Origin of the sequence: Streptomyces sp. JH002 (assembly GCF_050916115.1) — a bacterium.
In the GTDB taxonomy this organism is placed as follows: Bacteria; Actinomycetota; Actinomycetes; order Streptomycetales; family Streptomycetaceae; genus Streptomyces; species Streptomyces xiamenensis.
Genome location: NZ_CP087989.1, coordinates 6,054,123 through 6,072,464 on the forward strand (window position 1 = coordinate 6,054,123; position 18,342 = coordinate 6,072,464).

General features: G+C 69.6%; 15 protein-coding genes and 1 pseudogene. 10 read left to right on the forward strand and 6 right to left on the reverse strand.

Annotation, left to right across the window (positions count from 1 at the left end; translation table 11 throughout):
- The first annotated feature begins 139 nt into the window (after positions 1-139).
- The 8 genes and pseudogenes from H7827_RS27810 to H7827_RS27845 form a co-directional block, all read left to right on the forward strand.
- A complete protein-coding gene (locus tag H7827_RS27810) occupies positions 140-1,111 on the forward strand; it encodes an aldo/keto reductase (protein ID WP_432747777.1) in 972 nt (323 codons plus the stop codon).
- A 129-nt stretch (positions 1,112-1,240) separates the two neighbouring features.
- Positions 1,241-2,332, forward strand: a complete 1,092-nt coding sequence (locus tag H7827_RS27815; RefSeq protein ID WP_432747778.1) for a Gfo/Idh/MocA family protein — start codon at positions 1,241-1,243, stop codon at positions 2,330-2,332.
- 308 nt (positions 2,333-2,640) lie between these two features.
- Positions 2,641-3,756, forward strand: coding sequence for an NAD(P)-dependent alcohol dehydrogenase (locus tag H7827_RS27820; protein ID WP_432747779.1), 1,116 nt, complete (start codon positions 2,641-2,643; stop codon positions 3,754-3,756).
- A gap of 47 nt (positions 3,757-3,803) precedes the next feature.
- Positions 3,804-4,886, forward strand: coding sequence for an MBL fold metallo-hydrolase (locus tag H7827_RS27825; RefSeq protein ID WP_432747780.1), 1,083 nt, complete (start codon positions 3,804-3,806; stop codon positions 4,884-4,886).
- A gap of 53 nt (positions 4,887-4,939) precedes the next feature.
- Entirely contained in the window at positions 4,940-5,845 is a 906-nt protein-coding gene (locus tag H7827_RS27830) for an NADP-dependent oxidoreductase (RefSeq protein WP_432747781.1), read from the forward strand.
- A 51-nt stretch (positions 5,846-5,896) separates the two neighbouring features.
- Positions 5,897-6,619, forward strand: coding sequence for an alpha/beta fold hydrolase (locus H7827_RS27835; protein WP_432747782.1), 723 nt, complete (start codon positions 5,897-5,899; stop codon positions 6,617-6,619).
- Between the two features lie 167 nt (positions 6,620-6,786).
- Complete coding sequence (locus H7827_RS27840) at positions 6,787-7,992, forward strand: Gfo/Idh/MocA family protein (RefSeq protein ID WP_432747783.1); 1,206 nt, start codon at positions 6,787-6,789, stop codon at positions 7,990-7,992.
- A 309-nt stretch (positions 7,993-8,301) separates the two neighbouring features.
- Positions 8,302-8,667: pseudogene (locus H7827_RS27845) on the forward strand (hypothetical protein); the annotation flags it as partial.
- Here the strand turns inward: H7827_RS27845 and H7827_RS27850 are convergent.
- The 4 genes from H7827_RS27850 to H7827_RS27865 all read right to left on the reverse strand — a co-directional run bounded on the left by H7827_RS27850 (position 8,549) and on the right by H7827_RS27865 (position 15,545).
- Positions 8,549-9,388: an aldehyde dehydrogenase family protein gene (locus H7827_RS27850; protein WP_432748070.1), complete on the reverse strand. Its 840-nt coding sequence runs from the start codon at positions 9,386-9,388 to the stop codon at positions 8,549-8,551. The pseudogene H7827_RS27845 and the gene H7827_RS27850 sit on opposite strands and share 119 nt — an antisense overlap.
- 207 nt (positions 9,389-9,595) lie before the next feature.
- Positions 9,596-12,370 (reverse strand): AAA family ATPase, encoded by a 2,775-nt coding sequence (locus H7827_RS27855; protein WP_432747784.1) that lies wholly within the window; start codon positions 12,368-12,370, stop codon positions 9,596-9,598.
- Entirely contained in the window at positions 12,367-13,269 is a 903-nt protein-coding gene (locus H7827_RS27860) for an LLM class flavin-dependent oxidoreductase (protein ID WP_432747785.1), read from the reverse strand. Before H7827_RS27860 ends, H7827_RS27855 begins: the two co-directional genes overlap by 4 nt.
- Complete coding sequence (locus H7827_RS27865) at positions 13,266-15,545, reverse strand: LLM class flavin-dependent oxidoreductase (protein ID WP_432747786.1); 2,280 nt, start codon at positions 15,543-15,545, stop codon at positions 13,266-13,268. The genes H7827_RS27860 and H7827_RS27865 overlap by 4 nt, the downstream gene beginning before the upstream one ends.
- A gap of 80 nt (positions 15,546-15,625) precedes the next feature.
- On the opposite strand from H7827_RS27865, the gene H7827_RS27870 reads away from it, so the two are divergent.
- On the forward strand, positions 15,626-16,018 hold the full coding sequence (locus tag H7827_RS27870) for a winged helix-turn-helix transcriptional regulator (RefSeq protein ID WP_432747787.1): 393 nt from the start codon (positions 15,626-15,628) through the stop codon (positions 16,016-16,018).
- A gap of 109 nt (positions 16,019-16,127) precedes the next feature.
- On the opposite strand, the gene H7827_RS27875 is transcribed toward H7827_RS27870, so the two are convergent.
- Positions 16,128-17,060 (reverse strand): quinone oxidoreductase family protein, encoded by a 933-nt coding sequence (locus H7827_RS27875; protein ID WP_432747788.1) that lies wholly within the window; start codon positions 17,058-17,060, stop codon positions 16,128-16,130.
- A gap of 82 nt (positions 17,061-17,142) precedes the next feature.
- On the opposite strand from H7827_RS27875, the gene H7827_RS27880 reads away from it, so the two are divergent.
- Positions 17,143-17,490: a hypothetical protein gene (locus tag H7827_RS27880; RefSeq protein ID WP_432747789.1), complete on the forward strand. Its 348-nt coding sequence runs from the start codon at positions 17,143-17,145 to the stop codon at positions 17,488-17,490.
- Positions 17,491-18,053: 563 nt separating this feature from the next.
- Here the strand turns inward: H7827_RS27880 and H7827_RS27885 are convergent.
- Positions 18,054-18,197, reverse strand: coding sequence for a hypothetical protein (locus H7827_RS27885; protein ID WP_432747790.1), 144 nt, complete (start codon positions 18,195-18,197; stop codon positions 18,054-18,056).
- Between the last annotated feature and the right edge of the window lie 145 nt (positions 18,198-18,342).

Genomic DNA, 18,342 nt, shown 5'->3' on the forward strand with positions numbered 1-18,342 from the left:
TTCCCTTCGCTGCCGACCGAGCACGCGATCGACAGCGGCGCCATGTGCCATCGACCCCGTTACGCCCCCTTCTGCGGCGCTGAGGCCTGCCCCTCACGGAGGCGCAGGGCCGGCGGGCAGATTCAGGAAAGGACAACAGATGCAGTCCACGTCTCTCGGCAGGCTCGATGTCTCGCGCATCGGCCTGGGTGTCATGGGGATGTCGGCGTACTACACCGGCGCCGGTCGGGACGAAGCCGAGTCGATCCGCACCATTCATCGCGCCGTCGACCTCGGTGTCACCCATCTGGATACCGCCGAGGTGTACGGGCCCTACGTCAACGAGGAACTGGTGGGTCGCGCGATCAAGGGCCGCCGGGACGACGTTGTTCTCGCCACCAAGTTCGGCCTCGTCTCCCACACCGGCCGGCCGGGCCCGGACAGCACTCCCGCCAACATTCGCACGGCTGTCGACGGCTCACTGCGGCGGCTCGGAACCGACCGCATCGACCTCTACTACCAGCACCGGGTCGACCCCGGCACTCCCATCGAGGAGACGGTGGGGGCGCTCAGTGAGCTGGTGGAGGCGGGGAAGGTCCTCCACATCGGACTGTCGGAGGCGGCAGGGGCGAGCATTCGCCGGGCTCACGCGGTCCATCCCGTGGCCGCCGTCCAGAGCGAGTACTCGCTGTGGACACGAGATCCCGAGGCCGAAGTGCTGCCCACGCTGCGTGAGCTCGGCGTCGGACTGGTTCCCTACTCACCGCTGGGACACGGCTTTCTCGCCGGCGACATCCGCACTCTCGACGGCCTGGACGCCACCGACTGGCGTCGCTCCAATCCCCGGTTCACCGGCGACAACCTCACGCGCAACCTGCGCATCGTCGACCAAGTACGCGAGGTCGCCGACGAAGTCGAGGCCACCCCCGCGCAGGTCGCCCTGGCCTGGCTGCTCGCGCAAGGCGACGGCATCGCGCCCATTCCGGGGACGAAACGTTTCGACCGCCTCAGGGAGAACAGCGCCGCCGACGGTATCCGGCTCACCCCAGGCCAGATCACCCGCCTGAACAACCTGACACCGGCGTCCGGCGAACGCCATGCCGAGCCCGACATGGCCGCCATCGACCAGTGAGAGAAGCACGAAGCCGCCCATTCGCCCCGCGCCATCCGCCGAGTGAGCACGTCGAGCCCAGGCATCGAGCGGCGAACCGGGCGAAGCACACCAGATCCTGCTGCAGCGAAAGAAATGGAACACCAGATCATGTCAAGCAATCTCATTCGTGTCGGCATCATCGGCGCGGACACGAAGGCGAGCTGGGCGGGGGCAGCGCACATACCCGCGCTGGCGGCACAGCCCGACTTCCACCTGGCCGGTGTGGCGACGCGGCACGAGGAGAGCGCGCGCAGGGCTGCCGAGGCGTTCGGCGCGGAGCGTTGGTTCGCCGACCCCTACGAGCTCATCGGTGACCCTTCGATCGACCTCGTCACCGTCGCGGTGAAGGTCCCGGCTCACCGCGAGCTCGTCCTGGCGGCCCTCGCGGCGAACAAGGCCGTGTATGCGGAGTCGCCGCTGGGCGCGACCGTTGCGCAGACGGAAGAGATGGCTGACGCGGCCGGCTCACTGCACACCGCGATCGGCCTGCAGGGCCGGCTCAACCCCTCGGTACGCCGCGCGGCGGAGATCATCGCTCAGGGCCGGCTCGGGCGGCTGCTCTCGGCGCGAGTCGCCGCGACGACCTTCGGCAACGGCCCGGAGTCGGTGAGCGCGTACGCGTACTTCGACAAGGCAGCAGCCGGAGCCGGCTTCCTCCCCATCGCCGCGGGCCACGTCCTGGATGTCGTCGAAGCCGTTCTCGGCGACATCACCGAAATCGACGCCCGCACCGAACTCCTCTGGCCGCAGGTGAAGTTGGTGGACACCGGCGCGATATCCGTCCGTGAGGTCCCGGATCACCTCGACGCCATCGCCAAGACCTCCTCGGGGGCGCCGGTCGGGGTGCAGATCCTGGCGGGCGTGCCCGCCCCCGACGCCCACTTCAGCCTGGAAGTACGCGGATCGGAGGGCTGGCTGAAGCTGACCGGCGACCACCCCGCAGGCGTTCAGGTCGGCGACCTCACCCTCTCCTCGAGCGTCGACTTCACCGCGCCCGACAGTCCCGTCGCCACCGGCACGGGACCCACCGCCGCCGACATCTGGACGGGCGCTTCCATCAACGTCGGAGAGGTCTACGCCAGCCTGGCCCGCGACATCACGAACGGCACCCACCACACCCCGGGATTCCGGCACGCCGCCCACAACAGCCGGCTCATCGCCCGAGTCGAACAAGCCGCCCGGACCGGCGTCCGGCACTGACGCCACCACACCTCGCGGCACCGTGCACCACTGCCGCAGATGCACGGACAACCGACCGAGACGCCACGCCCCGTCAGGCCCTGGTGTCCGCGATCAAGGTCGCGGACACCAGGGGCCCCATGGCGGCAGCCTTCGGGGATCCGGGCCCGTGACGGATACGGCGACCGATCCGCGAGTACGGGCAGCCGACATAGGTTCGGACCCGCTGAAGGGTTCCTGAGGCCCACAACCCCGATCAGGGAGTCGTTGATGATTTCAGTTCCTCGTGACCATGGCGCTCGCGGCGCTTCGCGGCAGGCTCACGGCGTATGACCACTTCCGCGCGCGCCGCCGTTCTCGAAGCGCAGGATGGGCCTTTCGAATTCCGCGACATCGAGATCGAGGACCCGCGGCCCGACGAGGTGCTCGTTCGCATGGTCGCGACCGGAATATGCGCGACCGATGCTCACGTGCGGGCGCAGCGAATGGCGACGCCGCTGCCGGTGGTGCTGGGGCACGAGGGAGGAGGAGTCGTCGAACGCGTGGGGGCCGCTGTCACCACCGTCGAGCCCGGTGACCACGTCGTCCTCTCCTACCACTCGTGCGGCCACTGCAAGCCGTGCATGTCCTCTCACGCGGCCTACTGTGACAACGTCTGGGCGGCCAACTTCGCGGGTGCCCGCCTGGACGGCTCGAACGGTCTCCGCGTCGCCCACGGTGCTGAGCCGCACGGTCACTTCTTCGGCCAGTCCTCGTTCTCCACCCACGCCCTGACCCACCAACGGAACACGATCAAGGTCCCCCGCGATCTGCCGCTCGACGTCATGGCGCCGCTGGGGTGCGGGCTGCAGACGGGCGCGGGGGCCGTACTCAAGGCCCTCGCCGTGCCGGCGGGAGCGTCCTTCGCGGTCTTCGGCGTGGGAGCGGTGGGCCTGGCGGCGGTCATGGCGGCACATGTCGCGGGTGCCACCACCATCGTGGCCGTCGACGTCGACGCCGGCCGCCTCGAGCTGGCCCGCGATCTCGGAGCGACGCACCTCGTCAACCCCGGGAAAGTCGAGGATCTGACCGACGCGCTCCGGACCGTCGACGAACGCGGTCTGGAGTACGTCCTCGACACGAGCGGCCGCGCGGAGAACCTCGACGCCGGAGTCGGCGCCCTGGCACCGCTGGGCCGATTCGGCTTCGTGGCGTTCCACGAAGGAGCAGGCGCCATGCTCGACGCCGGCCGGCTCACGCTCGGCCAGTCGCTTCAGGGCATCATCCAGGGCGACGCTGTCTCGTCGCTCCTGATCAACGACCTTGCCCAGCTCTATCGAGCGGGCCGGTTCCCCATCGACCGACTGCTGTCCTTCTACGACTTCGCCGACATCAACACCGCGTTCGAGGATGCGGGCTCGGGCCGCGTCACCAAGGCGATCCTTCGATTCACGTCACCGGGATAGACCACCCGTCCGACAGATTCTCAAGAACACAGAGAGGCATCCCGTCGATGTGCCAGAGCAGTCAGATACCCATCAACGTCGAAGAAACCCCGAGCTTCTACGGGATCGACCACTACGGATTCCCTCGCGCGGGGGCTGACGACCCCTCGGACCCCGAGGGATATTACCCCCCATATTTCCAGAGCGAGCACTTCCAGAAGTACGGCTACCACGTTGAAGAACTGCGCGGCGGCTTCTACTGGGTCACCAGTGCCGGCTACGACGCCGCATTCGTGGTGACCGAGGAGGGTGTGGTCGCCATCGACGCACCCCCGACGCTCGGTGAGAACATGCTGGCGGCGATCGAGGACGTCACCGACCAACCGGTGACCCACGTCATCTACAGCCACTGGCACGCCGATCACATCGGCGCGGCCTCCGTGTTCGGTCCCGACGTCGAAATCGTCGCCCACCGCATCACCAAGGAACTCCTGGAGCGCTTCCCCGACCCGAAGCGTCCCCTGCCGACGATGACATTCGACGACGAACTCGTCCTCGAGGTGGGCGGCGTGAGCCTGCAGCTCTCCTACAAGGGAGAGAACCACTGCCCCGGCAACATCTTCATCTACGCACCCCGGCAGAAGGTGCTCACAGCCGTGGACATCATCAGTCCGGGAAGCGTCACGTTCATGCACTGCGACGCCTCGCAGAACATCTCCGGCTGGTACGAGGCTCAGTCTCAGATCCTCGAATACGACTTCGACTACTTCGTCGGCGGGCACCACATGCACTACGGCACCTACGAGCAGGTAAAGCTGTGCGTGGAGTACTTCGCCGACGTGCTCGAGGGGGCGACCGCTGCGGTCGAGCGGTTCAGCCGCTCGGATGCGCTCGCCGACATCGTGACCGGCACCGGCTGGGACAGGATCTTCGTCGGCACCGAGAACTGGATCAGCTCCATGGCGAACTACACCACCCGCCACGTCCTCGAGAAGGAAACGAGCGACGGCCGGCTCTGGTGGGAACGGCTGGCAGGAGCCACCACCCAGACCAAGTACCACGCGTACACCGTGCTGGAATCGATCCGCCTCGAACGGCCACGACCCGACTACCGCCTGCGGGGCGAGAATCCTCCGGTCTTCCTGACCTGACACCGTTTCTGAACGGTGCGAGCAAAAGACCCTTGTATGCGAGAAGGAACATCATGAAAGCCGCCGTCATCACCTCGTTCGGCGAACCCTCCGTGTTGCGGGTTGCGGAGGCTCCGCGACCGGTGCCGGGTCCGGGTCAGGTACTGGTGCGGGTTCACGCCGCCGGGGTGAACCCGGCGGAGATCCTGGCACGTGCCGGAGCGTTCCGCCTGCGTGCTCCCGCCATCATCGGATTCGAGTTCGCCGGCGTCGTCGAGGCGGTCGGCCCGGGCGTCGTCGAGGGCGTGGTCGGCGACCGCGTCGCGGGGTGGCCGGACTCCGCCACCCAGGGCTCCTACGCCGAGTACACGGTCAGCAGCAACTTCGCGACGATCCCCGACGGCGTTTCCTTCGAGGAGGCCGCGGCTACTGTCATCGGCGCCGACAACGCGGCGAGGGCTCTCGGGCTTCTGAACGTTCGCCCGGGTGAGACGCTCGTGGTCACCGGCGCGAGCGGTGCTCTGGGCGGCGCCGCCGTGCAGTTCGCGCGACAGCGGGGTGTGACGGTGATCGGAGTCGTCGGGACTGCCAACGCCGACTTCGTCAGGAGTCTCGGAGCGACCCCTGTCGTCCACGGCCCGGGCCTGGTCGATCGCATCCGTGCCGCCGCTCCGGGCGGGGTCGACGCCGCGCTCGACACCGCCGGCAAGGGGCTTCTTCCCGCCCTCGTCGATCTTCTCGGCGGCCCCGACCGGATCGTGACGCTCGCCGACCGCGATGCCGCACAACACGGCGTCGCATTCAGCCCCGGAGGCAGCGGGAACCGCGACCGTGGCCCTGTCCAGGAAGCCCTGAATCTGATCGCCGTCGGCGCATGGACCGCACGCATCGGCCGGAGCTTCCCACTCGACGAGGCCGCGGACGCTCATCGCCTCGTCGCCACGGGCCACACCCACGGCAAAGTCATCCTCCTTCCCTGACTCGGCCGACCGGCCATTCAACCACGACAACAATCAATTGGAGAATTCGAAATGCCTGCGGTCCTCGTCCATGGTGTACCTGATACCCACCGGCTTTGGGACACCGTCCGTTCCTATCTTCAGCGCGAAGATATTGTGACGATCGACCTCCCCGGGTTTGGCGTACCCCTGCCAGCGGGATTCGCGTCGACGAAAGAAGAGTATCTCGATTGGCTTATTAAGAAGATCGAAGAAATCGGCGAACCCGTCGACCTGGTCGGTCATGATTGGGGGTCTCTGCTCACGGGCCGTCTCGCGTCTATCCGACCAGATCTGGTGCGGACATGGACTGGCATCAGCGGACCAATCGACCCGGAGTATCCGTGGCACTATCTTGCCAAGATCTGGCAAACGCCAGGCGAGGGCGAGCAATGGATGGCGGACCTCGACCTCGAGGCGTTCGCAGCAAGCCTCAACGAGGCGCAGATGCCGCGCGACGCGGCAAACGAATCGGTCCGGCATATCGATGCCACTATGAGGGCAAGCATTCTCGCCCTTTACCGTTCGGCGATCGAGGTCGGGGCGGAGTGGAAGCCAGCTTTGAGCAACGTGACCGCACCGGCGCTGGTGATATGGGGCCTGGACGATCCGTTTCTTCCTCACCGCTTCGCCGACGAGCTCGGTAATGCCACACGCGCACGTGCCGTCTTCAAGCTGCGCAGCTCGCACTGGCCGATGATAGAGCGTCCGGCCGATGTCGCGCGCGAACTCGAGGCGCACTGGGCTCACGTGTAAAACCTGCGCTTGGGTCACTCGGGCTCAAACCCCGCAGCCGCTACGCGAACGGCAATAATTGCTCGCTCGCCATGGTGAGCCCGAGTACCCACGCATTGTCCGGAAACGAATCATCGTGACGCAGCCCGGAGAGCGTTGCCGGGGCTGCACACGGCAGGAGCATCCTCATGACGAATTCAGCAAATACCCGGATCGGCGTCGGCCTTATCGGGGCCAGTGCCGATCGGGGTTGGGGCGGAATTGCTCACGTCCCGGCGCTGCAAGCGCTCGACGCGTTCCAGATCCGCGCCGTCAGTACGACCCGTATGGAGAGCGCGAACGCGACCGCTCGTCGGCTGGGCGCCCATCTCGCCTTCGACACACATGAGGCTCTGGTCGTGCGACCGGAGGTCGACCTGGTGGTGGTTGCTGTCAAGGTGCCGGAGCACAAGCAGATTGTTTCCGACGCGCTGGCCGCGGGCAAGATGGTTTATTGCGAATGGCCGCTCGCAAGAAACCTATCGGAGGCCGAAGCGCTGGAGAGGTTCGCCCGCGAGCGGCGGCTGCGGACGGTTGTCGGGTTGCAGGGCGGCCTGCACCCGCCGATCCTCTTCCTTCGCGACCTCATCGCGCAAGGCGTGATTGGCAAGCCGCTCAGCACGAGCATCCGAGCGCATTTGACCGACGACATGTGGGTCGGCCGATATGACCCGCCGGTCGAGTACATGGCGCACGCAAAGCATGGCGCCACGCTTCTGAGCATCATGCTCGGCCACGGGCTCGAACCGCTTGCGCGCGTGCTCGGCACATTCGAGAGTCTGTCCGCCGTCGTCGCCAATCAGCGCGGTGACGGCGTCCGCCTCTCCGATGGCGCGTCGCTGCCGAAGGACGCGCCGGATGAGATCGTCGTCGCCGGCGTTCTCGAAGGCGGGATCGTCACTTCGCTGCACTACAGTGCCGGGCAGTCTGCCGGCTCGGCGATGGTATGGGAGATCCAGGGCACCGAGGGGAGTGTGCGTGTGGAGTCGGCGTCGGGCTACATCCATTTCACCGATTTCACCATCACGCTGCGCCGCGGCAGCGAGCCTGTCCACGTGCTACAGGTCCCCCCGCTTATGCGGCTCCTGACCTGCAACTCGACGCACCCGCAGCGGGGGTCGCCCGCCTCTACGCCCAGTTCGCCGCCGACCTCCGCGACGGAACCGCCGATGCGCCGGATTTCGCGGTCGCACTCGATCGCCACCGGGTACTCGAGGCGATCACACGGGCCGCTGAAACAGGTCATCGGCAGCATCCGTCCCGCCCCGACCGAACGAACTCCAATCTTTGAACCCGGGAGAGGCACTGCCGCAGGACCCGAGGAGAAGGCGATCCGCGAGCTCACCCTGACTTGATCACACAGAGCTGACTCGCACCGTGTCGAAGAACTCCGCCGACCAGCGGGACCTCGCCCTCCGTCCCTCTTCTTCAATGCGGCGCCGATTGCGTCGCTCGCCCATCGCTTCCCCCGCGCCGTGCAGCGCTCATCCGCATCGCCGAATCGTGCCCATGTGTGCTCCACGGCGCGGGTGCTCAGGTGGCATTCGACACCAGCCGGCCCGAAGGCACAGCTGGCCCTCATGGCGGCAATGCGGCTCTTCGCAGATGAGGGTGTGGTCACGGGACGCCCGACCGGCGCCGGGTAGAGGTCGAGGCCCTCCAAGATGGAAGTTCTCACACTGCCCATCGCCGGAAGACCTCGACGGTGCCCCACCTTACGTTCAGCGCCCGATTTGACCAGGTTGTGCGATCTCGATGACCTCGGCCTGGTCGTCGTCGGGCGGCACCGCAGCCCGGAGCAGACGGTGCTGGAGTGCCGGGTCGCCGGGCCGGTCCCGTGGTGCCTACGCTGCGGGGCCGAGGGCACGCGTCGCGACACGGTGACGCGCCGCCCGGCGCATGTCCCTTTCGTCATCGGCCCACGACGCTGCTGGTTCGTGTTCGTCGTGACAAGTGCACAGGGTGCGGGCGGGTCTGGCGGCAGGACACCGCTGCGGCGGCGGAGCCGGGGGCGAAGCTCTCTCGCGGCGGAATGCCCGGCTCCATGGGCAGCGTCTTGAGCGTCGGGGTGGCCTGTTCCATGATCACGCGGCCGACCGCGGTGGAGCCGGTGTAGCTGACCACGTCGACATCCGGGGAGGAGACGAACTCCGGAGCCCCGGCGTTGCCGCTCTCGGTGAAGACGTTGAACACGCCCGGCTCCAGGCTCGAAGTGTCGGCGATGATCTCGCTCAGTACTCCGTTGACCGGACCGGTCTGCGCCGGCATCTTCATGACCACGGTGCAGCCGGCGGCCAGGGTGAGTGCGAAGGACCGCGCCGGGAGGATGACCGGTGAGTTCCACGGCACGATCACAGCGGCGACGCCTGCGGCTTCGCACAGTGTCATCGAGTACATACCGGGCCGCATTTCCCCGGCCCTGCCGTAGTCGGTGAGGGAAAGCGCCGCGTGGTAGCGGAGCTTGGGGATGGTGCCTTCGACCTCGAGGGCCGCCTCGGCAAGCAGTTTCCCGTTCTCTCGCGCCGGCAGAGTGATCAGTTCGTCCTTGCGGTGCCCGAGCCGGTCGGCCAGTTCGTGCAGCGCTGCCGCACGCCGGTGGCGATCGCGGGACCAGGCGGTGGAGTCGAAGGCCCTTCGGGCCGCGGCCACGGCGGACCTCGCCTCCTGCGCACCGCCGTCGGCGAAGGTGCCGAGCAGGTCGTTGGTCGCGCGGGGCTGCGTGACTCGCCGCGGGAGCCGGAGTCCTGCCACTGCCCGCCGATGTCGTGGCGCGCGTGGGGCAGGGTTTCGGCTGTGGGCATGAGGTGACCTCTCGTCATGCGTCCACCGGCGTTTCGCCGCGGGCCCGCGGGACAACGTCAGCGACGCTCCACATCAGGGCCGGTGAGCGAATCGGGCGGGCGATCCTCCGTTTCGCCGGAGGCATCGCGCGGCCGCCCCGCCGCGGTCTCCCTGCGCTCACAGCGGCTCGGAACCGGTGTGGATGTGGCTCAGCTCGGTTCGCGTGTTGATGCCGAGCTTGGCGAACACGTTCCCGAGGTGGTGGCCCACGGTGCGGTGGCTGATCCGCAGCTGGACCCCGATCTCGCGGTTCGTCAGCTGTTCGCCGGCCAGCTGCGCGACTCGCTGTTCCTGGGCGGTGAGCCGGTTCATCGCCCCGGTGTCCGAGCCCCCGCGGCGGCCCGGCGGCCCGGTGAGGTCCTGTTCGCGCTGCGCGCGATGGTGCAGCGGCTCGGCCCCGAGCCGGTCGAACGCCTCCGAGGCGGCGCCGATCTGGACACGCGCATCGATCCGCCGACGGCCCCGCCGCAACCACTCGCCGTAGGACAACTGAGCGCGCGCGTAGAGCAGCGGGTGGCAACGGGCACCCGGCACCTCGAGTGCGGCCCGGAAGGCACCCTCGGCCCGGGCGCCTCCGAGGAGCCCGCGCGTGACGTGCGCGGCACAGCGGGCCCACGGCGCTCCCGTGCGCCGCGCCCAGGCTTCGAGCACCCGTATCCGTTCGTCCGCGAGGTCGCTTCTCCCGACGCGCACGGCCGCCTCGGCCGTGTCGAAAGCGGCCAGGAGCGCAATGGTCCGGTGCTCCGCGCCATGACCCGGCTCGGTCAGGTGCACCAGGATGTCCAGTGCTTCCTCGGGACGCTCGTGAAACAGCGAGGCCATACCGCGGTTCCAGTACGCGGCCGCGCTCAGCGCGCGGACGCCCTGCGGGAGAGACGTCTCCAGAGTCCTGGCGGTGGCCTCCGCGACGGCGCGCTCGTCACCACGCGCGGCGGCGAGCCAGCCCAGGCTGGTGCGGCAGTGGGAGGCGATGTGGTCGGCACCCAGGTCCTGGGCCAGCCGCAGTCCCTCCGTGGCCGAGGACTCCGATTGCGGCCAGCGGCCGGCAGCGTTGTCGAGCATCGCGGTCTGGGCCAGGACGATGGCGAGTCGAGCGCGCTCGCTGCGCCGCCGCAGGTGCGGTAACCGGCGGCGCAGCGCATCCACCATCGGCTTGTCGATCCCCCAGGCCAGGGCGAGGGGTGTCGGTGGCAGCAACGGCAGGATGGTCGTACGGGCCCGCGCGGCGGCATCGCCGGCGTCGGGGGTGTCTGCCGGCGCCGCGTCGGCAGACACGTCGTCGCTCCACCAGGCCGGCGTGCCGGGTAATCCGGTCCGGCCCTCGAGGCCGTCTTCGAGCAGCAGCTCCAGCGCCGTGTCCCGCAGGTCGCCGCGTCCGACGGACCAGGCGGCGCGCATGGCCAGCGTGCCCAGTTCCAGCGCCGTTCCCGGTTCCGAGACGTGCTTCATGTCGGTGATCAGGAAGTGGTGCGCCATCTCGGGCATGCCTCGGGCGAACTCGATGATCCCCCGCAGACCCCGGCTCCGCCGGGCGATGTGAGCACCGGGGTCCAGCCGTTCCGCGTCATCGAGCAGGCGCTCCGCCGTGGCCGCCCACCCGGCGTCCCAGGAAGCCCTGGCCGCCTCGGCAAGGCGTTGTGAAGCGTCGATCGGCGCGGCCGACAGTTCGGCGGCCCGCCACCACGCCCGTGCCGCCGTCTTCGTGGCCCCGCGGAGCCGGGAGCGGGCCGCGGTCCGTTCGAGGAGCCTCGCGACGTTCTCATCGCGGTCATGGGCCATGGCGGCGAGATGCCATGCGCGCTCTTCCGCCTCGTCCGGCATCGTGGCGGCCAGGGCGCGGTGAGCCCGGCGCCTCGTCGCGGCATCGCACCCCTCGTAGACGGCTCTGCTCACGACGGGGTGCCGAAAGCCGACGCGGTTGCCCGCCACGTGGAGCAGGCCCGTGTTGGTCACTTCTTCCCAGGCGGCGTCGCCGGCACCCGACGCACGGCCGGCACGCCGCACCGTGAGCCGGTCGCCGTGTTCCTCGGCCGCCGCGAGCACGGTCAGCAACTGCGCCGGAGGGCTCAGGGCCTCGATCCCGGCACGGATAGCCCGCTGCAGGCGTGGCCCGACGGGCGGTCGTCCTCGCTTCCGGCGATGCTCGGCGTCGTCGAGGTCGCCCCCGAGCGTGGCCAGTTCGTGCAGCGCCAAGGGGTTGCCCCCGGCCTCCCGGACCATGTTCCGCGTCGTCGCCCTGTCGGTGAGCGGCGCCACGGCCGCCACAAGCTGCCACGCGCTCTCGTCGCTCAGGCCGTCGACCCGCACGTCGGCCACACCTTCCCAGGGCCGGGCGGCCGGATCGCAGTGATCGGCAAGCACGACCACCACGGGATGCGCCCCCACGCGTCGAGCAACGAACCCCAGGCACAGCGCGGTGGCCTCGTCGAGCCACTGCCCGTGGTCCACCACGACGAGCACAGGCTGCCGCTGGGCGAGCCCGCAGAGCAGCGACAGCACAGCCGCCCCGACCACCAGGCGATCCGTCGGCTCACCGTTCAGCCCGAGCGCGGCACGCACAGCAGCCGCTTGGGCCGTCGCCAGCAACTCGACACGATCGGCCAGCGGCCGCAGCAGCCCGTGCAGCCCCGCGAAAGCCAGGTCCGACTCGGTCCGGGCGGCCGAGTGGCTCAGCCTGACGAAGTCCGCAGCCTGGCTGTGCACGTAGCGAAGCAGAGCAGACTTGCCGATACCCGGCTCGCCCCACAACACGAGCGCGCCGCCGCTCCCGCCGCGGGCCTGCGTAAGCAGCCGGTCGAGAACCGCGGTCTCCTCGCGGCGTCCGAACAGCTCCGTCGGCGCTGCCGCTGTCGCAGCTCCCTCACCGGGCCCGCCATGCCCCACCCGCGTCATGCCCCGCGTTCGGAGTGGACGAGTTCGCGGGCTCGGGGGGCGACCTCGTGGCCGAAGAGGTTCAGGTCGGCAGGCTTGTCCGAGGCGAGGATGAACCCGGATACGCCGTACTGCAGGGCGATGTCGGCGATCTGTTCGGCCCAGTCATCGCTCCCGCCCTCCAGCAGCCCGCCGCCGCTGCCGCTGGTGAATCGGCCGCTCAGGTTGAGCAGGCGGCTGACCGCCGCGGGTGGGCGTCCGGCGGCGGAGGCGGCCTCGTCGATCCGCTCGTTCATCGCGGCCAGCGACGCGGGGCCCTGGGGCAGGAAGCCGAGGGAGGGCAGCCAGCCGTCGGCGATCCGGCCGGTCAGCCGGAGCATGCGCGGCTTGTAGGCACCGAGGTGGATCGGGATGCGATGAGCGGGCGCCGGCCCGCGCTTCGCGCCGGTCACGGTGTAGAACTCGCCCGTGACACGGAGGGGACCGGTCTCGTCGGTTGCCCATAGCCCCCGGATCACGTCGACGGCTTCCTCCACCGCCTGTACGGCTTGTCCGGGTTCGAGACGGCGGCCGCCCATCGCGGCGATGCCGTCCCAGAACGCGCCCGCGCCGAGGCCCAGTTCGACCCGGCCGCCGCTGAGCCGGTCCAGGCTCGCGGCGGCGCGGGCCAGCACGGCGGGGGGCCGCAGGGGAAGGTTCAGCACGTTGCCGCTGATCCGGATCCGTTCGGTGCGGGCGGCGACGTAGGACATCAGGGTCCAGGTGTCCTGGAACTGCGACTGATAGGGATGGTCCTGGAAACTGACCAGGTCGAGGCCGGCCCGCTCGGACGTCAGGGCCAGCTCGACCGGCGCCTGAGGCCGGCCGGCGACGGGGGTGATGAAGCTACCGAACCACAGTGCGTGGCCGTAGTCGCTCATGGGGTGCCTCCTCCGGGGTGGTTCGGGGCGGGCGTGAGGGCGAAGTTGTCGCCGAACACGCCCTCGGGGTCGTAGACGCTCTTCAGCTCACGCAGACGCGAGAGGGTCCGTGGGGGCCAGGCCGCGGCGATCCGCTCGGGCCGGAGGCTGGACTCGAAGCTGATGTAGAGGCCGTCGAGGAAGGGGCTCAGCCGGGCCCAGGCCCGGTCGACCACCTCGTCGGCACCGCCCATCACCACGAGCGAGAAGTTCGCGTCGCGGTGGGCGTAGGCCGTGGCGTCCGAGGGAACATCGGCGACTGTGCCGCCGACCGAGCGGAGCTGGAACCAGCCGATCGCGCCGCTGCGGATCACGCGAGCCGCCGCCGCGGCGAACTGCGGGGTCACGTGCCGGAGCAGACCGCTGCGTGAGACCGGTTCACCGTGGGAGACCGGTGGGTCGTCGCTCGCGTTGTCCATCACGGCCGCGTAGGAGGTGATGACGATGTCCTGGGCGTCTATCGCGGAGATCGCGGCCAGTGGCTCCAAATGGGCGCGCACGGTCTCCGGGTCCGAGGATTCGACCATGGTGCGGCTCACCGCGAGCGCTGGTCGCCCGCCGCGCGGGGGCGGCACGATGACGAAGCTGGTGAGGTCCCGCGGGGAGTCCTCGACCGCCCGGCCCCACTCGACGAGGTAGCGCTCGAGGTCGCTCGCGTCCTGGGTGAGCCGGGCGAAGGCGACCGCGCCCACGTCGTCGGCCTCGAACTCGAAGGCAGTGACGATCCCGAAGTTCGCGCCCGCCCCTCGCACGGCCCAGAAGAGATCGGGGTTCTCCGAATCGTCGGCCCGCACGACGGAGCCGTCCGCGAGCACCATCTCCACGGCCCGCAGGCGGTCGATGGTCAGTCCGTGCCCGCGCGCGAGGTACCCGATGCCCCCCGCCGTGGCGAGGCCGCCCACCCCGACGCCCCCGTAGTCGCCCGAACTCAACGCCCAGCCGTAGGGCTCCAGTGCGGCCGCCACCTCGGCCCAGCGCGCACCCGGGCCGATGCGCACCCGGCGTGTCTTCCTGTCGAGCACCTCGATCGCATTCATCAGTGACACGTCGATGACGATCCCGCCGTCATTGGTGGAGCGGCCGGAGACCCCGTGTCCGGCGCTTCGCCGAGACAGGGCCATGCCGGGATGCCGGCGGGCGAACGCGAGCGCCTGTGTCACCTGCTCGTTCGTCGCCGCCCGCAGGATGATGCCGGGCGCACCGCCGCGCAGGTATCCGGACCGCAGCCGGGCGTAGGCCGGATCACCGGGCTCGACGACCTCGGCCATCTCCGGCGGAGCGCCCTCGTAGTCGATCCCCGGCCGGCGCCTGGCGCGCACGGCGGACCGCCGGACCCGCGCGCCCGACCATCCGCGCGGAAGCACCGCGTCCACGGCCGCCCGCAGGGCCGGGGCGACCTCGCTCGCGAAGCCTGCCGCGACGTCCCGCTCCACGGTGTCCAGCACGATGGTGCCCACCCCGTGCTCGACAACGAGTGGCAGCAGGTCGTTCACCCAGTCCGCGGCGGTCCCGGTGAACGTGCCTGTCCGCTCGCCGAAGCCACCGCGGATCGTGACCCGTCTGCGGATCTCGCGGGGATCGCGGCCTGCCCCTTGCGCCGCCTCGTCGACTGCGCGGTTGCCCTGCGTCAGCGTGACGGCGTCGTACCCCGTCGACCACTCGTCAGCCCACAGTCCGATCAGCCGGAGCAGGTCTTGGCCCTGGCCGTCCACGGAGATCGGCACGTCGTGCGCGGGCGCGGCCTTCTCAGCTCCCGCGAGACGGTAGAAGCGGCCGGTGAACCGGCCGAGGCCACGGTCGAGGACATTCCACAGCTCGCGAACGACGGCGATCGCTTCACCCAGTGCCGCGACCGAATCGGCTGTCCCGGACGCGGCGGCTGACGGGCCCGCCCGGAAAGCCAGTTCGACCCTGCCTTCGGTGAGCCGATCCAGGCCTGCGACGGCTCGCGCGAGTATCGCCGGATGGAGGGTGGCAGGGCGTGCCTCCAGCACCAGTCCGAGAGAGACCGTCGCCCCGGCGATCCAGGACGCCACAGTCGACGGTTCGAGATCGTCGCCGGCGGTTCCGGCCGGGACGACCAGCAAGTCCAGTCCCCACTGCTCGGAAAGGCCCACCACTTCGACCAACCGGCCGGGCCCGCAGCCGGCGTTAGAGGGCAGGTGCAGCCCGAACCTCAGCGCGTGCCCGTAGTTCATCGCGCGTGGTGACAGGCCGAGTGTGCGTTCATGGACCAAGGCTGCACGGTGATGATCACAGGCAACAAACGGGACATGACCAGGTCATCAAAAGTGACACGCTCCAGTATCGTGACCGTATGACCGGTCCTCGACAGTCCGATGATTCCTCCGCCACCGCGGGCCAGAGCCGCCCGGAAGCGAGCTACGAACACATCGACGACGACGTGTGCCGCAGTTTTCAGCGCTCGGTCGAGATCGTGGGCAAGAAGTGGAGCGCCGCGGTGCTCCTGGCGGCGATGCGGGGCGCGCGCCGATTCGTCGACTACCGAGCGCGGATCCCCGGAATCTCGAACCACCTTCTGTCCCAGCGTCTGCGTGAACTCGAGGGCCACCGACTCATTGAGCGGCTCGTGGTACCGACGACGCCGGTCCAGATCACGTACCGGCCCACCGAACAGGGCGCCAGCCTGATGCGTGTCCTGCATCCGCTGATCGAATGGAGCGCCAAGAACGAGGACATGGACACCTGACGAGCTGGTCGCATGCCGCCCACGTACCCGATCCGTTGTGTACTGGGACCGGTGATTGCGCGGGCGGCCGCTCGCGGTGTGGTTTCCACGGTGCGGGGACAGGAACTGGTTACGGGACCAGGACGATCTTTCCCGTGGTGTGGCCGGCCATGATCTCGCGGTGGGCAGTGGCGGCCTCGCGCAGGGGGTAGCTGTCCGCGATCACGATGCGCAGGCGGCCTGCTGTCGCGGCTTCCGTGAGCTGCAGGCGGGCGGCTTCCCGGATCTCGGTGCCGGGATCCGCGCCCGGCGCACCACCCAGGAGCTGGATTCCCGCGCGAGCCCCGCGCTCGTGGCCCGCGATGGTGGCGATACGCAAGCGGTCCGGCACGAGCTCCACGGAGACGTCCACCGCCTCCTCGGTGCCCACGAGATCGGCGGCCGCGTACACGCCCCCCGGCGCCACCGCGCGCACCCTGTCCGCCAGCCCCGGCCCGTAGACGACCGGGATCGCTCCCAGCTCTCGCAGGAGGTCGTGCTTGGCCCGGCTCGCCGTGGCCACGACCGTCGCGCCGCGTGCCACCGCGAGCTGCACGGCCACGAGACCGACGCCCCCCGCGGCACCGTGGATCAGCGCCGTCTCGCCCTTGCCCAAGCCGATCGCCTCAAGCGTGTGTACGGCGGTGACCCCGGCGGCCAGCAGCCCGCCGGCCTGCTCCCAGGACAGGGCGACGGGCTTCGGCACCACGGACGGGGCGGGCACGACGATTTCGGCGGCGTAGGCCCCCGGCGCGGAGTAGGTGATCACTTCGTCACCCACCGCGATCGGACCTGCGGGGCCGATCGCGTCGGCACCGACCGCTGTCACCACGCCCGCCGCCTCGACACCGAGCCGCACCGGCAGTCTCTCCGGATCGACACCGAAGGCCCCGCTGTACGACTTGTAGTCGAAGGGATTGACGCCGGCCGCGCGGACCGTGATCCGTACCTGGTTCGGCTTCGGCTCCGGGACGGCGACATCGATCACCGACAGGACCTCAGGGCCGCCATATGCGCTTGCCACTACTGCATTTGTTCCGCTCATACGGGAGATCAACCGTTGCGCGAGGTGCCCCATTCCTCCGGTCCAACGGGACCGATCACCCGTGTCAGGCACCATGCCGGAAGGCTGTTGTGAGGAGGTGCACGCCCTGACCCGCACCGGCCGGAGCCACCCTTCCGTGGTCAGGGAGCCCGACCTGGACCGGCACACGGTGCGCACTGAACCTGACGCTTCCCGTCGCGAAGAGCTCGACTGGTACATCCAGCACCACCCCGACTCCGCACAGTGGACGATTGGCGAAATCCTCCGCGAGACCAACGCCCGCTGGGACATCCCAGCCCACGACACCGGCCGGGCATTGCGCAGCTCGCTGTCCATGGACGGCCAGATGAGCAAGGACGACCTCGAGAAGTATTTCGAGCTGGTCATTCCCCGGGAACCGACCAGCTGACAGCCGCCCCAGGAGGAAGCGCCTGGTACCGAGACGGGACCCGCCCTGACTCCTCTTCCAGGCAGGACCGTCGCCCCGGTTGTCCGTCGACAGGGGCGACGATCGTGCCAGTCGACGCCGGGCACGCAGAGGTGATCACGGCGCACAACGCTGCCGACCCCCCTGTCACAAACCGCACATCCCCTTCCTTGTACGGCTGCAGGGCACCTCGGGCCCGGAACAACCGGCACCAGAGCTGTGCCGGCGCCACTGTCCACAAGGGGAGTGAGCATGACGCCACTGAACTCGGGCGATCCACGGCCCATCGGTACCTACCGTGCCGGCCGCACCATGACCGCCCACCGCACCGGGGCCAACCGATGACCGGCCTCATCGCGTCCGCCGCTGATGGCTGGTGGTACTCCCTGGCTGTCGCCGCCGGTCTCGGCACCGCGGCCTGTCGGCTGCCCCGGGCCCGCGCCAGGATCAGCGTGCTGTGCATGGCGGTCGTGCCGCTGTGCCTCGTCCCGCTGGTGGCGAACACCGCCGCCGGGGGCGACACCTCGCAGATGACGCCGTGCACCTTACGCGGTCATCGCGGGCACCGCCGCCAGCATCATCGAGGCCGCCCGGGCCCCGGCGCCCGCCGCGACACCGCCCGCGCCCGCCCGCGTCCCGCTCCTGCCGGCCGTCGAAGGAACCCTGCGGGCCGCCGGGTTCCCGCTCATCCCCGAGACCGTGGACGCCGGCCACGTCCAGGCGGTTGCTGACCGCTACGGCACCATCATCGTGCGATGGACACCCGGCACGGCGCCCGTACGGCCCGATCAGCAGACCCCCGCCGCCGCCCTGGGCCGGGGCCCTGTCGCCACT

Excerpts from the sequence above, each read along its gene's own strand:
- H7827_RS27810 (WP_432747777.1), top strand. The coding sequence starts at position 140 with ATGCAGTCCACGTCTCTCGGCAGGCTCGATGTCTCGCGCATCGGCCTG.
- H7827_RS27815 (WP_432747778.1), top strand. The coding sequence starts at position 1,241 with ATGTCAAGCAATCTCATTCGTGTCGGCATCATCGGCGCGGACACGAAG.
- H7827_RS27820 (WP_432747779.1), top strand. The coding sequence starts at position 2,641 with ATGACCACTTCCGCGCGCGCCGCCGTTCTCGAAGCGCAGGATGGGCCT.
- H7827_RS27825 (WP_432747780.1), top strand. The coding sequence starts at position 3,804 with ATGTGCCAGAGCAGTCAGATACCCATCAACGTCGAAGAAACCCCGAGC.
- H7827_RS27830 (WP_432747781.1), top strand. The coding sequence starts at position 4,940 with ATGAAAGCCGCCGTCATCACCTCGTTCGGCGAACCCTCCGTGTTGCGG.
- H7827_RS27835 (WP_432747782.1), top strand. The coding sequence starts at position 5,897 with ATGCCTGCGGTCCTCGTCCATGGTGTACCTGATACCCACCGGCTTTGG.
- H7827_RS27840 (WP_432747783.1), top strand. The coding sequence starts at position 6,787 with ATGACGAATTCAGCAAATACCCGGATCGGCGTCGGCCTTATCGGGGCC.
- H7827_RS27855 (WP_432747784.1), bottom strand. The coding sequence starts at position 12,370 with ATGACGCGGGTGGGGCATGGCGGGCCCGGTGAGGGAGCTGCGACAGCG.
- H7827_RS27860 (WP_432747785.1), bottom strand. The coding sequence starts at position 13,269 with ATGAGCGACTACGGCCACGCACTGTGGTTCGGTAGCTTCATCACCCCC.
- H7827_RS27870 (WP_432747787.1), top strand. The coding sequence starts at position 15,626 with ATGACCGGTCCTCGACAGTCCGATGATTCCTCCGCCACCGCGGGCCAG.
- H7827_RS27885 (WP_432747790.1), bottom strand. The coding sequence starts at position 18,197 with ATGAGCGGGAACCCGGCGGCCCGCAGGGTTCCTTCGACGGCCGGCAGG.